The 16075-nt window shown below is 56.7% G+C and carries 14 protein-coding genes; 9 read left to right on the top strand and 5 right to left on the bottom strand.

Annotation, left to right across the window (positions count from 1 at the left end; genetic code table 11):
- The first annotated feature begins 83 nt into the window (after positions 1-83).
- The gene (gene pbpG / locus BJP35_RS20110) at positions 84-1007 is read left to right on the top strand and encodes a D-alanyl-D-alanine endopeptidase (protein ID WP_014170890.1); all 924 of its coding nucleotides are present in this window, start codon (positions 84-86) and stop codon (positions 1005-1007) included.
- A gap of 66 nt (positions 1008-1073) precedes the next feature.
- Here pbpG and BJP35_RS20115 read toward each other — a convergent pair whose 3' ends face one another.
- Both BJP35_RS20115 and dld read right to left on the bottom strand, forming a co-directional pair.
- Positions 1074-1628: a GNAT family N-acetyltransferase gene (locus BJP35_RS20115; RefSeq protein WP_020883208.1), complete on the bottom strand. Its 555-nt coding sequence runs from the start codon at positions 1626-1628 to the stop codon at positions 1074-1076.
- 111 nt (positions 1629-1739) lie between these two features.
- Positions 1740-3488: a D-lactate dehydrogenase gene (dld, locus tag BJP35_RS20120; protein WP_050737097.1), complete on the bottom strand. Its 1749-nt coding sequence runs from the start codon at positions 3486-3488 to the stop codon at positions 1740-1742.
- A gap of 189 nt (positions 3489-3677) precedes the next feature.
- On the opposite strand from dld, the gene bglX reads away from it, so the two are divergent.
- The 5 genes from bglX to BJP35_RS20145 all read left to right on the top strand — a co-directional run bounded on the left by bglX (position 3678) and on the right by BJP35_RS20145 (position 9873).
- Positions 3678-5975: a beta-glucosidase BglX gene (gene bglX, locus BJP35_RS20125; protein WP_086463505.1), complete on the top strand. Its 2298-nt coding sequence runs from the start codon at positions 3678-3680 to the stop codon at positions 5973-5975.
- A gap of 146 nt (positions 5976-6121) precedes the next feature.
- The gene (locus tag BJP35_RS20130) at positions 6122-7039 is read left to right on the top strand and encodes an ABC transporter substrate-binding protein (RefSeq protein ID WP_014170886.1); all 918 of its coding nucleotides are present in this window, start codon (positions 6122-6124) and stop codon (positions 7037-7039) included.
- A 12-nt stretch (positions 7040-7051) separates the two neighbouring features.
- Positions 7052-8209, top strand: a complete 1158-nt coding sequence (locus BJP35_RS20135; RefSeq protein WP_086463506.1) for an ABC transporter permease — start codon at positions 7052-7054, stop codon at positions 8207-8209.
- Complete coding sequence (locus BJP35_RS20140) at positions 8202-9152, top strand: ABC transporter ATP-binding protein (protein ID WP_086463507.1); 951 nt, start codon at positions 8202-8204, stop codon at positions 9150-9152. The genes BJP35_RS20135 and BJP35_RS20140 overlap by 8 nt, the downstream gene beginning before the upstream one ends.
- Positions 9136-9873 (top strand): ABC transporter permease, encoded by a 738-nt coding sequence (locus BJP35_RS20145; RefSeq protein WP_086463508.1) that lies wholly within the window; start codon positions 9136-9138, stop codon positions 9871-9873. Before BJP35_RS20140 ends, BJP35_RS20145 begins: the two co-directional genes overlap by 17 nt.
- On the opposite strand, the gene BJP35_RS20150 is transcribed toward BJP35_RS20145, so the two are convergent.
- Together BJP35_RS20150 and mlrA are read right to left on the bottom strand one after the other, a co-directional pair.
- Entirely contained in the window at positions 9848-9961 is a 114-nt protein-coding gene (locus BJP35_RS20150; protein WP_010433613.1) for a protein YohO, read from the bottom strand. The two genes, BJP35_RS20145 and BJP35_RS20150, sit on opposite strands and share 26 nt — an antisense overlap.
- A 69-nt stretch (positions 9962-10030) precedes the next feature.
- A complete protein-coding gene (mlrA, locus tag BJP35_RS20155; RefSeq protein WP_020883214.1) occupies positions 10031-10771 on the bottom strand; it encodes an HTH-type transcriptional regulator MlrA in 741 nt (246 codons plus the stop codon).
- Positions 10772-10988: 217 nt separating this feature from the next.
- Between mlrA and BJP35_RS20160 the strand changes: the two genes are divergently transcribed.
- The 3 genes from BJP35_RS20160 to BJP35_RS20170 are packed head-to-tail and all read left to right on the top strand — an operon-like array spanning position 10989 to position 13910.
- Entirely contained in the window at positions 10989-12674 is a 1686-nt protein-coding gene (locus tag BJP35_RS20160; RefSeq protein WP_086463509.1) for a sensor histidine kinase, read from the top strand.
- Entirely contained in the window at positions 12668-13387 is a 720-nt protein-coding gene (btsR, locus tag BJP35_RS20165) for a two-component system response regulator BtsR (RefSeq protein WP_020883216.1), read from the top strand. Before BJP35_RS20160 ends, btsR begins: the two co-directional genes overlap by 7 nt.
- A gap of 52 nt (positions 13388-13439) precedes the next feature.
- Positions 13440-13910 (top strand): DUF1456 family protein, encoded by a 471-nt coding sequence (locus tag BJP35_RS20170; protein ID WP_014170878.1) that lies wholly within the window; start codon positions 13440-13442, stop codon positions 13908-13910.
- 64 nt (positions 13911-13974) lie between these two features.
- Here BJP35_RS20170 and metG read toward each other — a convergent pair whose 3' ends face one another.
- Entirely contained in the window at positions 13975-16008 is a 2034-nt protein-coding gene (metG, locus tag BJP35_RS20175; protein ID WP_086463510.1) for a methionine--tRNA ligase, read from the bottom strand.
- Positions 16009-16075 lie beyond the last annotated feature (67 nt).

The following is a 16075-nucleotide window of genomic DNA, read 5'->3' on the forward strand; positions in this document are numbered from 1 at the left end:
GATGCCGAAGCCAGCCTGCGTTTCTCCATTGACACAGGCGGTGTACGTCATAACGTGCGTGAATAATTATCAGAAGTCTCACCATGCTGAAATTCCGAGTCTCTTTACTTAGCCTGGCCCTGTTGCTGGGAGCGTCCGCTGCCGCGCCAGCGATCGCCAAAACGCCCGCCGTGACCACCGCTGCTGCCCAGCCGCAAATCGCTTCCGGCAGTGCGATGATTGTTGATCTCAACACCAATAAGGTGATTTACGCGAGCCATCCGGATCTGGTACGCCCGATCGCTTCGATTACCAAATTAATGACCGCGATGGTAGTGCTTGATGCACATCTGCCGCTGGACGAAAAACTGAAAGTGGATATCAGCCATACGCCGGAGATGAAAGGGATCTACTCCCGCGTGCGACTGAACAGCGAAATCAGCCGTAAAAATATGCTGCTGCTGGCGCTGATGTCTTCTGAAAACCGCGCGGCGGCGAGCCTGGCCCACCACTATCCGGGTGGCTACGACGCATTTATTCGTGCGATGAACGCAAAAGCCAAATCGCTGGGGATGACCAATACCCGTTACGTCGAGCCGACTGGCCTGTCGATTCACAACGTCTCCACGGCCCGCGACCTGACTAAACTGCTGATTGCCAGCAAACAGTACCCGCTGATTGGTCAGCTCAGTACGACCCGTGAAGAGATGGCGACCTTTGCGAACCCGGCCTATTCGCTGCCGTTCCGTAATACTAACCATCTGGTGTACCGGGATAACTGGAATATTCAGTTAACGAAAACCGGGTTTACTAACGCGGCGGGACACTGCCTGGTGATGCGTACCGTATTCAACGGTAAACCGGTGGCGCTGGTGGTGATGGATGCCTTTGGTAAATACACCCACTTCGCGGATGCAAGCCGACTGCGTACCTGGATTGAGACGGGGAAAGTGCAGCCGGTACCGGCCGCGGCGTTGACCTACAAAAAGCAGAAAGCGGAGCAGATGGCAACCGCCCAGAACGACTGAGCCGGACTGCAGATGACTGTGTTTTCGCCCTCTCCCGCGGGAGAGGGCAACAGATCTCGCTGCGCCTTACTCCGGCAGCGTCCAGTCTCCGTCATTGAGTGAGCGCTGCATGATCACCGTATCCCGCCAGTCACCTTTCTTATACCCGACGCTGCGTAACTGACCGACGATTTCGAAGCCGTATTTCTTATGCAACCGTAACGAGCCGGCATTGTTGTTGCCATCCCCCACAACGGCAATCATCTGCCGCCACGGTCCTTGCTCGCAGCGGGCGATCAGCGCATCCATCAGGACGGAGCCAAAACCACGACCGGTAGTACTCGCATCCACGTAAATCGACTCTTCCAGAGTGTAGCGATAGGCATGGCGCGGACGGTAAGGCGTCGCGTAGCAGTAGCCTACGACGATGCCGCGATACAGCGCGACAAGCCACGGTAAGCCATTCTCGGCCACGCTTTTCATTCGCTGACGCATTTCATCAATGGTGGGGGGAACTTCTTCAAAGGATGCGCGCCCGTGAAGCACATGCCAGGCGTAGATAGCGGCGATAGCATGCACATCGTCGGGAAGGGCATCGCGCACTTCCACTTCGGTTTCGGATAAAATATCAACAGCCGACATGATGTGCCTGCTCCTCGTAACAGATGCCGGAGAAACGTTTCTCCGGCGACAGAACGCTACTCTAGTACGATTAAGGCGCGCTTAACAATCTCTCAAATTTGGCTGTGGGAATTAATCAGACGCTTGCGTCACGGGCTGCTCCGCGTCAGGACTCTCTTTCCAGTATTTATTCCGCGTTGTTTTACCAATGCCGGGGTTCATGCTGTTTGTGGGGTCATTCTCGCGATAAAACTGCTTAAGTGCGTCAGGAGCCTTATAAAGATGCCCCACGTTATGTTCCGCAGGATATTGTGCGCCTCGCGCGTGCAGCAGCGCGAGCATCTGCTCTTTCAGCGCGTGCGCATCCACCCCTTTCTTAACGATGTAATCCTGGTGGAAGACGTAGCACATAAAGTGGCCGTAATAGAGCTTGTGGACCAGCTTGCTGTCAATTTCCGGCGGCAGGTGTTCAAACCACTCGGTATCGTTGCGGCGAAGGGCGATATCCAGCGCCAGAATGTCTTCCACCTCGTCTGAATGCACCGCCTGATAACGAATGGCGGCACCCGCAGCGGCGAAACGGTGCAGGAAGGCTTTGCTGCCCTCTTCAGGGGTACAGGCAAAGAAATCGCCTTCGGCAGTTTTGAAGAATTCATTGAGCCAGGTTTGCGCTTCGGCAATTCCGTCCCCGGCCATTTTCAGCAGCAGGTGATGCTCGTACTTATCGCGCCAGGTTTTCATCCGCTCCGGCAGATGTGACGGGAAGACGTTGCCCAGTTTCTGCATAAAGCGGTCGGTAAAGTGGGGTTTAAACAGCGGCACTTTTTCCAGCATCGCGTCGGTACGGCCCTTCATGGTGAAGAAGAACGGCATTTTATCGGTGCCGAGCTTGTCGATCATCAGGAACGTATCTTTGCCGTAGCGTTCCGCGATGTCGTAAATATCACGGTGCATGTACTCGCCCGCCACCGGCAGGTGAGCGAACTCGCCCAGAATATGACGACGGATCTCGGTCAGCACGTCCGGCTGATTGGTGCCGATGTAGAACACCTGCTGTTTTTTCTCGGCCGGGAAGGTGTCGAGGCGCACGGCAAAAACAGCCAGCTTGCCCGCACAGCCTGAAGATTCAAACAAGCGGTCAGGGTCGGCGTTGTAACGTGCCGGGGTATCCGCTTCGATATCCCGCACGCGGGTGATGTAATCGTGGTCGTGAGCATGACGACCGTCGTGCTGGACGTCTTCATCTTTCACCCGATCGTCGTCGAGCTTACTCAGGATCTGCTCCGGCGTAACGCCAAGATCAATGCCCAGATGGTTGACCAGGGTCAGCTTGCCGTTTTCGTCAATACGGGCAAAAAGTGACATCTCGGTGTAAGCCGGGCCGCGCTGCACCAGCGAACCGCCGGAGTTATTGCAGATCCCGCCGATCACGGAGGCGCCAATACAGGATGAGCCAATGACCGAATGCGGTTCGCGTCCCAGCGGCTTAAGCGCTTTTTCAAGGGAGTAGAGCGTCGTGCCAGGGAACGCGAGCACCTGCTCGCCTTTATCCAGCAGATGCAGTTTGTCGAGACGCAGGGTGCTGATGATCACTATGTCACGATCGTAATCGTTGCCGTTCGGCGTTGAGCCTTCCGTCAGACCGGTGTTAGCCGCCTGCATGAGAATAATTTTGTCGGCGGCCACGCAGGCGCTCAGGACGCGCCAGAGTTCAAGCAGCGTGCCGGGAAATACCACCGCCAGCGCCTCGCCCTGACCGGAACGAAAGCCCTTACGGTAGCGGGCGGTTTTTGCCGGGTCGGTAAGCAGGTGAGAGGAGCCAACCAGGCGCGACAGTTCGTTAATAAACGTCGTGTTATCGTGAGTTCGAACAGAAGACATCTTCCACTCCTTGTGGTGGGGCAAATTTCTCGCTGTAAAGCATAGCGCGATTAACTGTTAAGCGGTCGAGTATTCACGAGAAAAATCAGAGAATAACCCTGCAACGTTCTGAGGGTTTGTGGCACACTGCGCTTTTCGCACGGTCTGGCCGAGTTCTTCCGGCGGTTATTGATGAGAGAGTAAAACGACATGAAATGGCTATGTTCTGTAGGTGTCGCCGTCAGCCTGGCGCTGCAACCTGCGCTGGCAGAGGATTTGTTTGGCAATCACCCGCTCACGCCTGAAGCCCGGGACGCGTTTGTCACGGAATTGCTCAAGAAAATGACGGTCGATGAGAAAATTGGCCAGTTGCGTCTTATCAGCGTCGGCCCGGATAACCCGAAAGAGGCCATCCGCGAGATGATCAAAGACGGGCAGGTCGGGGCTATTTTTAACACCGTCACCCGCCCGGATATCCGCAAAATGCAGGATCAGGTAATGGAACTCAGCCGCCTGAAAATTCCGCTGTTCTTCGCCTATGACGTGGTGCACGGTCAGCGTACCGTCTTCCCGATTAGCCTTGGTCTGGCATCGTCCTTTAACCTTGATGCGGTGAAAACCGTGGGGCGCGTTTCTGCCTATGAAGCGGCGGATGATGGTCTGAATATGACCTGGGCACCGATGGTGGACGTCTCCCGCGATCCGCGCTGGGGCCGCGGCTCAGAAGGGTTCGGTGAAGATACCTATTTAACAGCCACGATGGGGAAAACCATGGTGGAAGCGATGCAGGGTAAGAGCCCGGCAGATCGCTACGCGGTGATGACCAGCGTCAAACACTTCGCGGCCTATGGCGCCGTGGAAGGGGGTAAAGAGTACAACACCGTGGATATGAGCCCGCAGCGGCTGTTCAACGACTACATGCCACCGTACAAAGCGGGGCTGGATGCCGGCAGCGGCGCGGTGATGGTGGCGCTGAACTCCCTCAACGGCACGCCGGCGACCTCCGATTCGTGGCTGCTGAAAGACGTTCTGCGTGACCAGTGGGGCTTTAAGGGCATCACCGTCTCTGACCACGGCGCCATTAAAGAGCTCATTAAGCACGGTACCGCCTCCGATCCGGAAGATGCGGTACGCGTGGCGCTCAAGTCCGGCATCAACATGAGCATGAGCGACGAGTACTACAGCAAATACCTGCCGGGGCTGGTGAAGAGCGGTAAGGTGACCATGGCGGAGCTGGACGACGCCACGCGCCACGTGCTGAACGTGAAATATGATATGGGGCTGTTTAACGACCCGTACAGCCACCTGGGGCCGAAAGATTCTGACCCGGTAGACACCAACGCGGAAAGCCGTCTGCACCGCAAAGAGGCCCGCGATGTGGCACGCGAAAGCCTGGTGCTGCTGAAAAACCGCCTCGACACGCTGCCGCTGAAGAAATCCGGCATCATTGCCGTGGTGGGCCCGCTGGCTGACAGCAAGCGCGACGTGATGGGGAGCTGGTCTGCAGCGGGGGTGGCCGAACAGTCCGTCACGGTGCTGACCGGTATCAAGAACGCCGTGGGTGAGAATGCGAAAGTGGTTTACGCCAAAGGGGCGAACGTCACCAACGATAAAGACATTGTCACCTTCCTCAATCAGTACGAAGAGGCGGTGAAGGTCGATCCGCGTTCGCCGAAAGAGATGATTGATGAAGCGGTGAACACCGCTAAGCAATCTGACGTGGTTGTCGCGGTAGTGGGTGAAGCGCAGGGAATGGCGCATGAGGCCTCCAGCCGTACCGACATCACCATTCCGCAAAGCCAGCGCGATCTGATTGCCGCCCTGAAGGCGACCGGCAAGCCGCTGGTGCTGGTGCTGATGAACGGTCGTCCGCTGGCGCTGGTCAAAGAAGACCAGCAGGCCGACGCGATCCTGGAAACCTGGTTCGCCGGTACTGAAGGCGGTAACGCGATTGCCGACGTGCTGTTTGGCGATTACAACCCGTCAGGCAAGCTGCCAATGTCCTTCCCGCGCTCGGTCGGGCAGATCCCGGTTTACTACAGCCACCTGAATACCGGCCGTCCGTACAACGCCGACAAACCGAATAAGTACACCTCCCGTTACTTCGATGAAGCGAACGGCCCGCTGTATCCGTTTGGTTACGGTCTGAGCTACACCACCTTCAAGGTTTCTGACGTCAAAATGTCTGCGCCGACCCTGAAGCGTGACGGCAAAGTTACCGCAAGCGTCGAGGTGAGCAACACCGGTAAACGCGAAGGGGCAACGGTCATTCAGATGTACGTCCAGGATGTGACCGCCTCCATGAGCCGTCCGGTGAAACAGCTGCGTGGCTTCGAAAAGGTCAACCTGAAGCCGGGCGAAACCAAAACCATCAGCTTCCCCATCGACGTGGATGCGCTGAAGTTCTGGAACCAGCAGATGAAATATGATGCGGAGCCAGGCAAGTTTAACGTCTTTATCGGGGTCGATTCCGCCCGCGTTAATAAAGGCGAGTTCGAGCTGCTCTGACGTTTCCCTCCCTTGCATCCCCCGCTTTGCGGGGGATGCGTCTTACCTTATGTTAAAAAGGCATTTTGACGGTTAATTCCGCCGTTTTAAGCTACGCTTTTCTCTCAAGCCTCTGAAAAAGGCAGCAAAAAAATGAGGACAGTGGAATGACGATTGCAAAGGGGATGTTGGGTTCAGCGGTGTTACTGGCGGCGCTGAGTCTGCCATTACAGGCGGCAGAACCGGTAAAAGTGGGTTCCAAGATAGATACCGAAGGTGCGCTGCTCGGTAACATTATTCTGCAGGTACTGGAAAGCCACGGTGTTAAAACCGTCAATAAAGTCCAGCTGGGAACCACGCCTGTAGTACGCGGCGCGATTACCTCCGGCGAGCTGGATATCTACCCGGAATACACCGGCAACGGCGCGTTCTTCTTCAAAGATGAAAACGATCCGGCGTGGAAAAATGCCAAAGCCGGGTATGAAAAAGTCAAAAAACTCGACGCTGAGCAAAATAAGCTGGTCTGGCTGACACCGGCGCCGGCCAACAATACCTGGACCATCGCGGTGCGCAAGGACGTGGCGGAGAAAGGAAAGCTGACCTCGCTTGCGGATTTGAGTCGCTACCTGAAAGAGAAGGGTGACTTTAAGCTTGCGGCTTCCGCTGAGTTTATTGAGCGTCCGGATGCGCTGCCGGCGTTTGAAAAAGCCTATGATTTCAAACTGGATCAGGCCCAGCTGCTCTCTCTGGCGGGCGGTGATACCGCGGTGACCATCAAAGCCGCTGCGCAGCAAACGTCGGGCGTTAATGCGGCGATGGCTTACGGCACCGACGGCCCGGTCGCGGCGCTTGGCCTGCAAACCTTAACCGATCCAAAAGGCGTCCAGCCGATTTACGCCCCGGCACCTGTCGTGCGGGAAGCGGTACTTAAAGCGTACCCGGATATTGCTGAATGGCTCAAACCGGTCTTCGAAAAGCTGGATGCAAAAACGCTGCAACAGCTGAATGCCAGCATTGCCGTTGAGGGACTGGATGCCAAAAAAGTGGCCGCCGATTTTCTGAAACAACAAGGGCTTGTGAAGTAACAGGACAGGGCTGTGCCAATAAAATGTCATAACCGCGTACTGCTGCTGTTGGCCTGTGTGGCCATCGCGGCGGTCGCGTTACCGTTTGTGAATGTGGCCCCGAATCGCCTGATGTCGGGGGAGAGTCGCTCGCTCTGGCAGGTCTGGTCATTTACGCCGTGGTTACTGGTGCCGGCGCTGGGCGCGTGGGTTGCGTTGTCGCTCTGGCAAGGACGCACGGCTCAGTGGCTGACGCTGCTCCTTTGTGAAGGGCTGTTTATCGCCTTATTCTGGGGAGGCGGGCTTGCAGCAACGCACATGACCTCGGCGGAAAGTCCGCTGGCAAGAACCTCTGTGGGTAGCGGTTTGTGGCTCTGGCTGGCGCTGTGTCTGCTGGCCTGCAGCGATGCTATTCGCCGTCTTATCTCAACATCCGTCTGGCGCTGGATACTTAATGCCCAGATATGGTGTATTCCATTGCTGCTGCTGTTTAGCGGTGAGCTGAATAATCTCTCGCTGTTAAAAGAGTACGCCAACCGTCAGGAGGTGTTTAATGACGCCCTGGCGCAACACCTCACGATCCTGTTTGGCACCCTGATCCCGGCCTTACTGCTCGGCATACCGCTGGGTATGTGGTGCTATCGCCACCCTTCACGTCAGGGCGGGGTGTTTGCCGTACTGAATGTGATTCAGACTATCCCGTCCGTCGCTCTGTTTGGCCTGTTGATTGCTCCGCTGGCCGGGCTGGTGACGTCGTTCCCGGTGCTGGGAACGATGGGGATCGCCGGAACCGGTTTAACGCCAGCCCTTATCGCGCTGGTGCTCTATGCGCTGCTGCCGCTGGTGCGCGGTGTGGTGGCCGGGCTGAGCCAGGTCGCGCCGGACGTGCTGGAAAGTGCCCATGCAATGGGGATGAGCGCGAGACAATGTTTCTGGAAGATCCAACTGCCGCTGGCTTTGCCCCTGCTGCTGCGCAGCCTGCGGGTGGTGGCGGTGCAAACCGTTGGCATGGCGGTGATTGCGGCGCTGATCGGCGCGGGCGGCTTTGGCGCGCTGGTTTTCCAGGGGCTGTTGAGTAGCGCCCTGGACCTGGTGTTATTGGGCGTGGTGCCCACGATTGCGCTGGCGGTTGTCATCGACGCGCTGTTTGCCTTATGGCTCGCGCTGCTCAGGAGAAGAGCCAATGATTGAATTTCACGATGTCAGTAAAACCTTTGCGGGTCGTCCGGCGGTAAGCCATCTCAACCTGAATTTTGCCGAGGGCGCATTTTCCGTGCTGATTGGCACATCGGGGTCGGGAAAATCCACCACCCTGAAGATGATTAACCGCCTGGTTGAACATGACAGCGGTCTGATCCGCTTTGCCGGAGAGGAGATCCGCAGCCTGCCTGTGCTGGAACTGCGTCGTCGTATGGGGTATGCCATCCAGTCTATCGGCCTGTTCCCGCACTGGACGGTCGCGCAGAACATCGCCACCGTGCTGCAGCTGGAGAAATGGTCGCGGGCAAAAACTGCCGACCGGGTTGATGAACTGATGTCTCTGCTCGGGTTAGAACCTGCGCTACGTGACCGCTACCCGCACCAGCTTTCCGGAGGCCAGCAGCAGCGGGTGGGCGTGGCGCGTGCGCTGGCGGCCAATCCGCAGGTGTTACTGATGGATGAACCCTTCGGCGCGCTGGATCCGGTCACGCGTGCCGCACTGCAGGCGGAAATGACCCGCATTCATCGCATTCTGGGGCGAACAATCATTCTTGTGACGCACGATATTGATGAGGCGCTGCGTCTGGCCGACCATCTGGTGCTGATGGACCATGGTGAGGTGGTGCAGCAGGGGACGCCGCTTGAGCTGCTGACCTGGCCGAAAAACGATTTTGTGCGTGAGTTTTTTGGCCGCAGCGAGCTGGGCGTCAGGCTGCTCTCGCTGCGTACGGTCAGCGACTATATGCGTCGACAGGACGCGACGGTGCGTGGCGAGCCTCTGCAGGAACAGATGAGCTTGCGGGATGCGCTTTCGGCGTTTGTTGCCCGTCAGTGTGAAGTGTTGCCCGTTGCGGATGCCCGGGGCGCGCCAAGTGGCACCCTGCATTTTCGCGATCTGCTGGCAGGGGAGGTGACACGTGAAGGCTCTTCGTGATCCGCTGCTCTGGCTGGTCGTGCTCTTTGTCGCTTTGCTGTTTCTGATGCCGCACAGCGCGGCGCTGTTTAGCACGCTCTTCCCCGACTTGCCGCGCCCGGTGTATCAGCAGGAGAGTTTTATTAATCTTGCCCTGGCCCATCTCTGGCTGGTGGTGCTCTCAAGTGCCATCGCTATTGTACTGGGCGTGGGGGCGGGCATCGCGGTCACGCGGCCCGCGGGACGGGAGTTTCGCCCGCTGGTGGAGACCATTGCGGCGATTGGCCAGACGTTTCCGCCGGTGGCGGTGCTGGCGATTGCAGTGCCGGTAATGGGTTTTGGTCAGCAACCGGCCATCATTGCACTGATTTTATACGGTGTGTTGCCCATTCTGCAGGGTACGCAGGCCGGTATTGCGGCGGTACCTGCGTCGGTACTGAGCGTCGCTGAAGGGATGGGGATGAGTCGCGCAGAGCGGTTGCGCAAAGTTGAACTCCCCCTGGCGGCACCGGTCATCCTTGCGGGGATCCGTACGTCGGTGATCATCAATATCGGGACGGCGACCATTGCGTCGACGGTGGGGGCAAACACCCTGGGAACGCCGATTATCATCGGCTTAAGCGGGTTCAATACGGCCTATATTGTGCAGGGGGCGTTGCTGGTCGCGCTGGCGGCAATCGTCGTCGATCGCGTTTTTGAGCGTCTGGCGCAGTATCTCAGCCGACACCGCCACGAACAATAAACGAATACCCGGCCAGCATCACGCCGCCGATACCGCTTACGGCCATCAGAACAAAAAGGGTAATTACGGCCAGTTTGGTTGCCTTCATCATGTGCTCCTGTTGTTAACGGAACAATTATACGGTGAAGCGCAGCTGTTAATGAACCATTAAATGCCGTTACGGCTCTTCCGGGCCAAGCGAATAAACCGGGTAACCATGTTCACGCCATTCCGTCATCAGCTGTTGCTGCGAGGCGGAAGGCACTTCTCCGCACCAGACCAGCAGGGTCTGGCCGTCGAACAATTCAGGGCGAAATTGCGCCAGCGAGTGCACAAGGACATCAACGCGCCAGCCATTCTGGGTGGCAATCCAGGCCTCCAGCCACAGACGAGTAGTATCGTGCACGTTCCAGCCGACCACCAGCGCGTCTTTTCCGTGCTTGTTCTTCGCCGAGGCAAGGCAGACGGCAATGTAGTTGATCAGGACGCCGTCGAGCATACTCAGCAGCGCCTGCAGGGTGGTCTGCTGGCACTGCAGGCGTCGACGGAGCGGGATGAAAAGATGCGTGATCAGCGTTTGCGCGGGATAATCGCGCCCTTGCTCTTTTATCCATGCACGCAGGCGCTGCAGATTGCCCGCCTGCAGAAGGCGCAGCAACGTTTCCTGTTGTTCGCGCCAGAGAAGCTGCGTGTCTGGATCGTCATGGCTGAGCAGGGATTTCACTTTGCCAACCTGCACACCGTTATCGATCCAGCTTTTGATCTCGCGGATCCGGTCGATATCGGCATCGTTGAAGAGACGATGGCCTCCGTCCGTTCTCTGCGGTTTGAGTAATCCATACCGTCGCTGCCATGCCCGTAGCGTGACGGGATTGATATCACAAAGGAGTGCCACTTCACCGATTGTGTAAAGCGCCATATTCGCCCCCTGGCTTACGCGTCCCCAGCTTAACTGTAGTCCCTGTTTACTGAACCAGGAAGAAATGGTTGTTTTTTGCACGAATAATGCGAAGCAGGCGTTAGGTTCGGCAAAAGGTGTGATGCCGGGCACGAATTGCAGCTTTTTTGCCGCGCTTCAAAGAAAGTTTACCGCCAGCAGTGTATGTTACGCGTTTTGAGGGTGTGCGGTTTTGAGTATGTACGAGTTTAATCTGGTGCTGCTGTTGCTTCAGCAGATGTGCGTGTTTCTTGTCATCGCCTGGTTGATGAGTAAAACGCGTCTGTTCATTCCGCTGATGCAAGTTACCGTACGCCTGCCGCACAAGCTGCTCTGCTACGTGACCTTCTCTATTTTCTGCATTATGGGAACCTATTTTGGTCTCCATATCGAAGACTCCATTGCCAATACGCGAGCCATCGGTGCCGTGATGGGCGGGCTGCTTGGCGGCCCTGTGGTCGGTGGGCTGGTCGGGTTAACCGGTGGCCTGCATCGGTATTCGATGGGCGGCATGACGGCGCTGAGCTGTATGATCTCAACGATCGTCGAAGGGCTGCTCGGCGGCCTGGTTCACAGCTACATGATTAAGCGCGGTCGTCCGGATAAAGTCTTTAGCCCGCTCACCGCCGGGGCGATCACCTTTGTCGCTGAAATGGCGCAAATGGCCATCATCTTGCTGATTGCCCGGCCGTTTGACGATGCGCTCCATCTGGTGAGTAATATCGCCGCCCCGATGATGGTGACGAATACCGTGGGTGCTGCGCTGTTTATGCGTATTCTGCTCGACAAGCGCGCCATGTTTGAGAAGTACACCTCGGCGTTTTCCGCAACGGCCCTGAAGGTCGCCGCCTCGACGGAGGGGATCCTGCGTCAGGGCTTTAACGAAGAGAACAGCATGAAGGTGGCGCAGGTGCTTTATAAGGAGCTGGATATCGGCGCGGTGGCGATAACTGACCGTGAACGGTTGCTGGCTTTTACCGGCACGGGCGACGACCACCATCTGCCCGGGAAACCGATCTCCTCCTCCTATACGCTGCGCGCCATTGAAACCGGCGAAGTGGTGTATGCCGACGGCAACGAAGTTCCTTACCGCTGTTCGCTGCACCCGCAGTGCAAACTGGGCTCCACGCTGGTCATTCCGCTGCGCGGGGAAAACCAGCGGGTAATGGGCACCATCAAGCTTTATGAAGCGAAAAACCGTCTGTTCAGCTCTATCAACCGTACGCTGGGAGAGGGCATCGCTCAGCTGCTCTCCGCGCAGATCCTCGCCGGGCAGTATGAGCGTCAGAAAGCGTTGCTGACGCAATCCGAAATTAAACTCCTGCACGCTCAGGTGAATCCGCATTTCCTGTTCAATGCGCTTAATACGCTCAAAGCGGTGATCCGCCGTGACAGCGATCAGGCCGCGCAGCTGGTTCAGTTCCTGTCGACGTTTTTCCGCAAAAACCTTAAACGTCCGTCCGAGATTGTGACCCTGGCCGATGAAATAGAACACGTTAATGCCTACCTGCAGATTGAGCAGGCCCGCTTCCAGACTCGTCTGCAGGTGTCGTTATCCGTCCCGGATGAGCTGGCGTATCAGCATCTTCCAGCCTTTACCCTGCAGCCTATTGTGGAAAACGCCATTAAACACGGTACGTCACAGCTGTTGGGGATTGGGGAGATCACCATTTCCGCCAGCCGCTTTAACCATCATCTGGTGCTGGATATTGAAGATAACGCCGGGCTTTACGTGCCTTCCACCTCAGGCGGATTAGGGATGAGCCTGGTGGATAAACGCCTGCGCGCGCACTTTGGTGATGACTGTGGCATTACCGTTGCCTGTGAGCCCGACCGATTCACCCGTATTACGTTACGACTGCCGCTGGAGGAAAACGCATGCTAAGAGTGCTGATTGTGGATGATGAGCCGTTAGCACGGGAAAACCTGCGCGTTCTGTTGCAGGAGCAGCCTGACATTGAGATTGTGGGGGAGTGCGCAAACGCCATTGAGGCTATTGGCGCCGTGCACAAACTGCGCCCGGACGTGCTGTTCCTCGACATTCAGATGCCCCGAATTAGCGGACTGGAGATGGTCGGAATGCTCGACCCGGAGCATCGCCCCTACATTGTGTTTTTGACCGCCTTCGATGAGTACGCCGTCAAAGCCTTTGAGGAGCACGCATTCGATTATTTACTGAAACCGATTGAAGAGAAGCGTCTTGAAAAGACCCTCAGCCGTTTGCGCCAGGAGCGCACCGTGCAGGATGTCACGCTGTTGCCGGAAAACCAGCAGCCGCTGAAATTTATCCCCTGCACCGGCCACAGTCGGATTTACCTTCTGCAGATGGACGATGTGGCGTTTGTCAGCAGCCGTTTGAGCGGCGTATTTGTTACCAGCGCGGAGGGGAACGAAGGCTTTACCGAGCTGACGCTGCGGACGCTGGAGAGCCGAACGCCGCTCGTTCGTTGCCATCGCCAGTATCTGGTGAACATGGCGCACCTGAAAGAGATCCGGCTGGAAGACAACGGACAGGCAGAGCTGGTGCTGCGTGCCGGGCAAACCGTCCCCGTCAGTCGCCGCTACCTTAAGAGTTTGAAAGAGGCGATCGGCCTGTAAAACTGGTACACTGCGCCCCATTGCATCATCGACAGTTAAGTTAAAGGCACCCATGCTCAGTAATGATATTCTCCGTAGCCTGCGCTACACCCTGAAAGCAAACAATAATGATATGGTGCGCATTCTTGCGCTTGCTGGCATGGAGTCCACCTCTGCCGGTTTCGACACCTGGATGACAAAAGAGGATGAAGAGGGGTTTGTTCGCTGCCCTGACATTATTCTGTCTGGCTTCCTGAACGGCCTCATCTACGACAAGCGCGGGAAAGATGACTCAGCACCAGAACTGGCGCTTGAGCGTCGGGTGAATAACAACACGGTGCTGAAAAAGCTGCGTATCGCGTTTTCACTGAAAACAGACGATATTCTGGCGATTATGACAGAGCAGAAGCACCGCGTGTCGATGCCGGAGATCACCGCCATGATGCGTGCGCCGGACCATAAGAACTACCGCGAGTGCGGCGACCAGTTTTTGCGTTATTTTTTACGCGGACTGACTCACCGGGTGCATCACGCTAAGCCGTGAGTGGTACCGGGGCGTGAAGGATGAAGAGGCAAAAAAAAGCCGGAGATTATCTCCGGCTTTTTTATTATTTCACCTGCTGACCTGGTTTGGCGCCTTCATCAGGGCTTAACAGGAAGATATCTTTCCCGCCAGGACCTGCCGCCATCACCATGCCTTCCGAGATGCCGAAGCGCATTTTGCGCGGTGCCAGGTTGGCGACCATCACGGTCTGACGGCCAATCAGCACCTGCGGATCAGGATAGGCAGAACGGATTCCGGAGAAGACGTTACGCTTCTCACCGCCCAGATCCAGCGTCAGGCGCAGCAGTTTGTCCGAGCCTTCGACAAATTCCGCGCTTTCAATCAGTGCGACACGCAGATCGACCTTGGCGAAATCATCAAAGGTAATGGTCTCCTGAATCGGATCGTCTGCCAGCGGGCCAGTCACCGGCGCAGCGGCAGCCTTCACCTCTTCTTTAGACGCTTCCACCAGGGATTCTACCTGCTTCATCTCGATGCGGTTGTACAGCGCCTTGAAGGTATTCACCTTGTGGCCGAGCAGCGGCTGCTGGATAGCATCCCAGGTCAGATCGGTGTTGAGGAACGCTTCAGCGCGGGAGGCCAGCTGTGGCAGTACCGGCTTCAGCCAGGTCATCAGCACGCGGAACATGTTCAGGCCCATGGTGCAGATCGCCTGCAGGTCGGCGTCGCGGCCTTCCTGTTTCGCGACAACCCACGGTGCCTGCTCGTCAACGTAGCGGTTAGCCACGTCAGCCAGCGCCATGATTTCACGAATCGCTTTACCGAACTCACGGCTTTCCCAGGCTTCGCCAACCGCCGCGGCGGCGTCGGTGAAGGTTTTGTACAGCTCAGGATCGGCCAGTTCGGCAGACAGCACGCCGTCGAAACGCTTGGCGATAAAGCCTGCGTTACGGGAAGCCAGGTTCACGACTTTGTTGACGATGTCGGCGTTCACGCGCTGCACGAAATCTTCCAGGTTCAGGTCGATATCGTCGATGCGGGAAGAGAGCTTCGCCGTGTAGTAGTAACGCAGGCTGTCCGCGTCGAAGTGGTTCAGCCAGGTGCTGGCTTTGATGAACGTACCGCGAGATTTGGACATCTTCGCGCCGTTGACCGTCACATAGCCGTGCACAAACAGGTTGGTTGGTTTACGGAAGTTACTGCCTTCCAGCATCGCCGGCCAGAACAGGCTGTGGAAGTAAACAATGTCTTTGCCGATAAAGTGATACAGCTCGGCGTCTGAATCTTTCTTCCAGTATTCGTCAAAGCTGACGGTGTCGCCGCGCTTGTCGCACAGGTTCTTGAAGGAGCCCATGTACCCGATTGGCGCATCCAGCCAGACGTAGAAGTATTTACCCGGTGCGTTCGGAATTTCGAAACCGAAGTACGGTGCATCGCGGGAGATATCCCACTGCTGCAGACCGGATTCGAACCACTCCTGCATTTTATTCGCGACCTGCTCCTGCAGCGCACCGCTGCGGGTCCACGCCTGCAGCATTTCGCTGAAGGACGGCAGGTCGAAGAAGAAGTGCTCGGAATCACGCATTACCGGTGTGGCACCCGAAACAACAGATTTCGGATCGATAAGCTCGGTCGGGCTGTAGGTTGCGCCGCACACTTCGCAGTTATCGCCATACTGATCCGGTGATTTACATTTCGGGCAGGTACCTTTGACAAAGCGGTCTGGCAGGAACATGCCTTTTTCCGGATCGTACAGCTGAGAGATGGTGCGGTTTTTAATAAAACCGTTCTCTTTCAGGCGAGAGTAGATCAGCTCCGACAGCTCACGGTTTTCGTCGCTGTGCGTGGAGTGATAGTTGTCATAGCTGATGTCAAAGCCCGCAAAATCGGTCTGATGCTCCTGACTCATTTCGGCAATCATCTGCTCTGGGGAGATCCCCAACTGCTGCGCTTTCAGCATGATCGGCGTGCCGTGGGCATCGTCCGCACAGATGAAGTTAACCTCGTGGCCGCGCATTCGCTGGTAACGGACCCAGACATCAGCCTGGATATGCTCCAGCATGTGGCCGAGGTGGATTGAGCCGTTGGCGTACGGCAGTGCGCACGTTACCAGAATTTTCTTCGCGACTTGAGTCATAGTAGGCATTACTTCTTTTAACTGTGAAAAGGGTTTTTGATATTACCAAAAGGGGCATTATTAAGTA

This window comes from Enterobacter sp. J49 (genome assembly GCF_002148625.1).
In the GTDB taxonomy this organism is placed as follows: domain Bacteria; phylum Pseudomonadota; class Gammaproteobacteria; order Enterobacterales; family Enterobacteriaceae; genus Enterobacter; species Enterobacter ludwigii.

Coding starts and splice junctions, on each gene's coding strand:
- BJP35_RS20160 (WP_086463509.1), top strand. CDS start 10,989: ATGTACGAGTTTAATCTGGTGCTGCTGTTGCTTCAGCAGATGTGCGTG.
- bglX (WP_086463505.1), top strand. CDS start 3,678: ATGAAATGGCTATGTTCTGTAGGTGTCGCCGTCAGCCTGGCGCTGCAA.
- metG (WP_086463510.1), bottom strand. CDS start 16,008: ATGACTCAAGTCGCGAAGAAAATTCTGGTAACGTGCGCACTGCCGTAC.
- BJP35_RS20130 (WP_014170886.1), top strand. CDS start 6,122: ATGACGATTGCAAAGGGGATGTTGGGTTCAGCGGTGTTACTGGCGGCG.
- dld (WP_050737097.1), bottom strand. CDS start 3,488: ATGTCTTCTGTTCGAACTCACGATAACACGACGTTTATTAACGAACTG.
- pbpG (WP_014170890.1), top strand. CDS start 84: ATGCTGAAATTCCGAGTCTCTTTACTTAGCCTGGCCCTGTTGCTGGGA.
- btsR (WP_020883216.1), top strand. CDS start 12,668: ATGCTAAGAGTGCTGATTGTGGATGATGAGCCGTTAGCACGGGAAAAC.
- BJP35_RS20150 (WP_010433613.1), bottom strand. CDS start 9,961: ATGAAGGCAACCAAACTGGCCGTAATTACCCTTTTTGTTCTGATGGCC.
- BJP35_RS20140 (WP_086463507.1), top strand. CDS start 8,202: ATGATTGAATTTCACGATGTCAGTAAAACCTTTGCGGGTCGTCCGGCG.
- mlrA (WP_020883214.1), bottom strand. CDS start 10,771: ATGGCGCTTTACACAATCGGTGAAGTGGCACTCCTTTGTGATATCAAT.
- BJP35_RS20170 (WP_014170878.1), top strand. CDS start 13,440: ATGCTCAGTAATGATATTCTCCGTAGCCTGCGCTACACCCTGAAAGCA.
- BJP35_RS20115 (WP_020883208.1), bottom strand. CDS start 1,628: ATGTCGGCTGTTGATATTTTATCCGAAACCGAAGTGGAAGTGCGCGAT.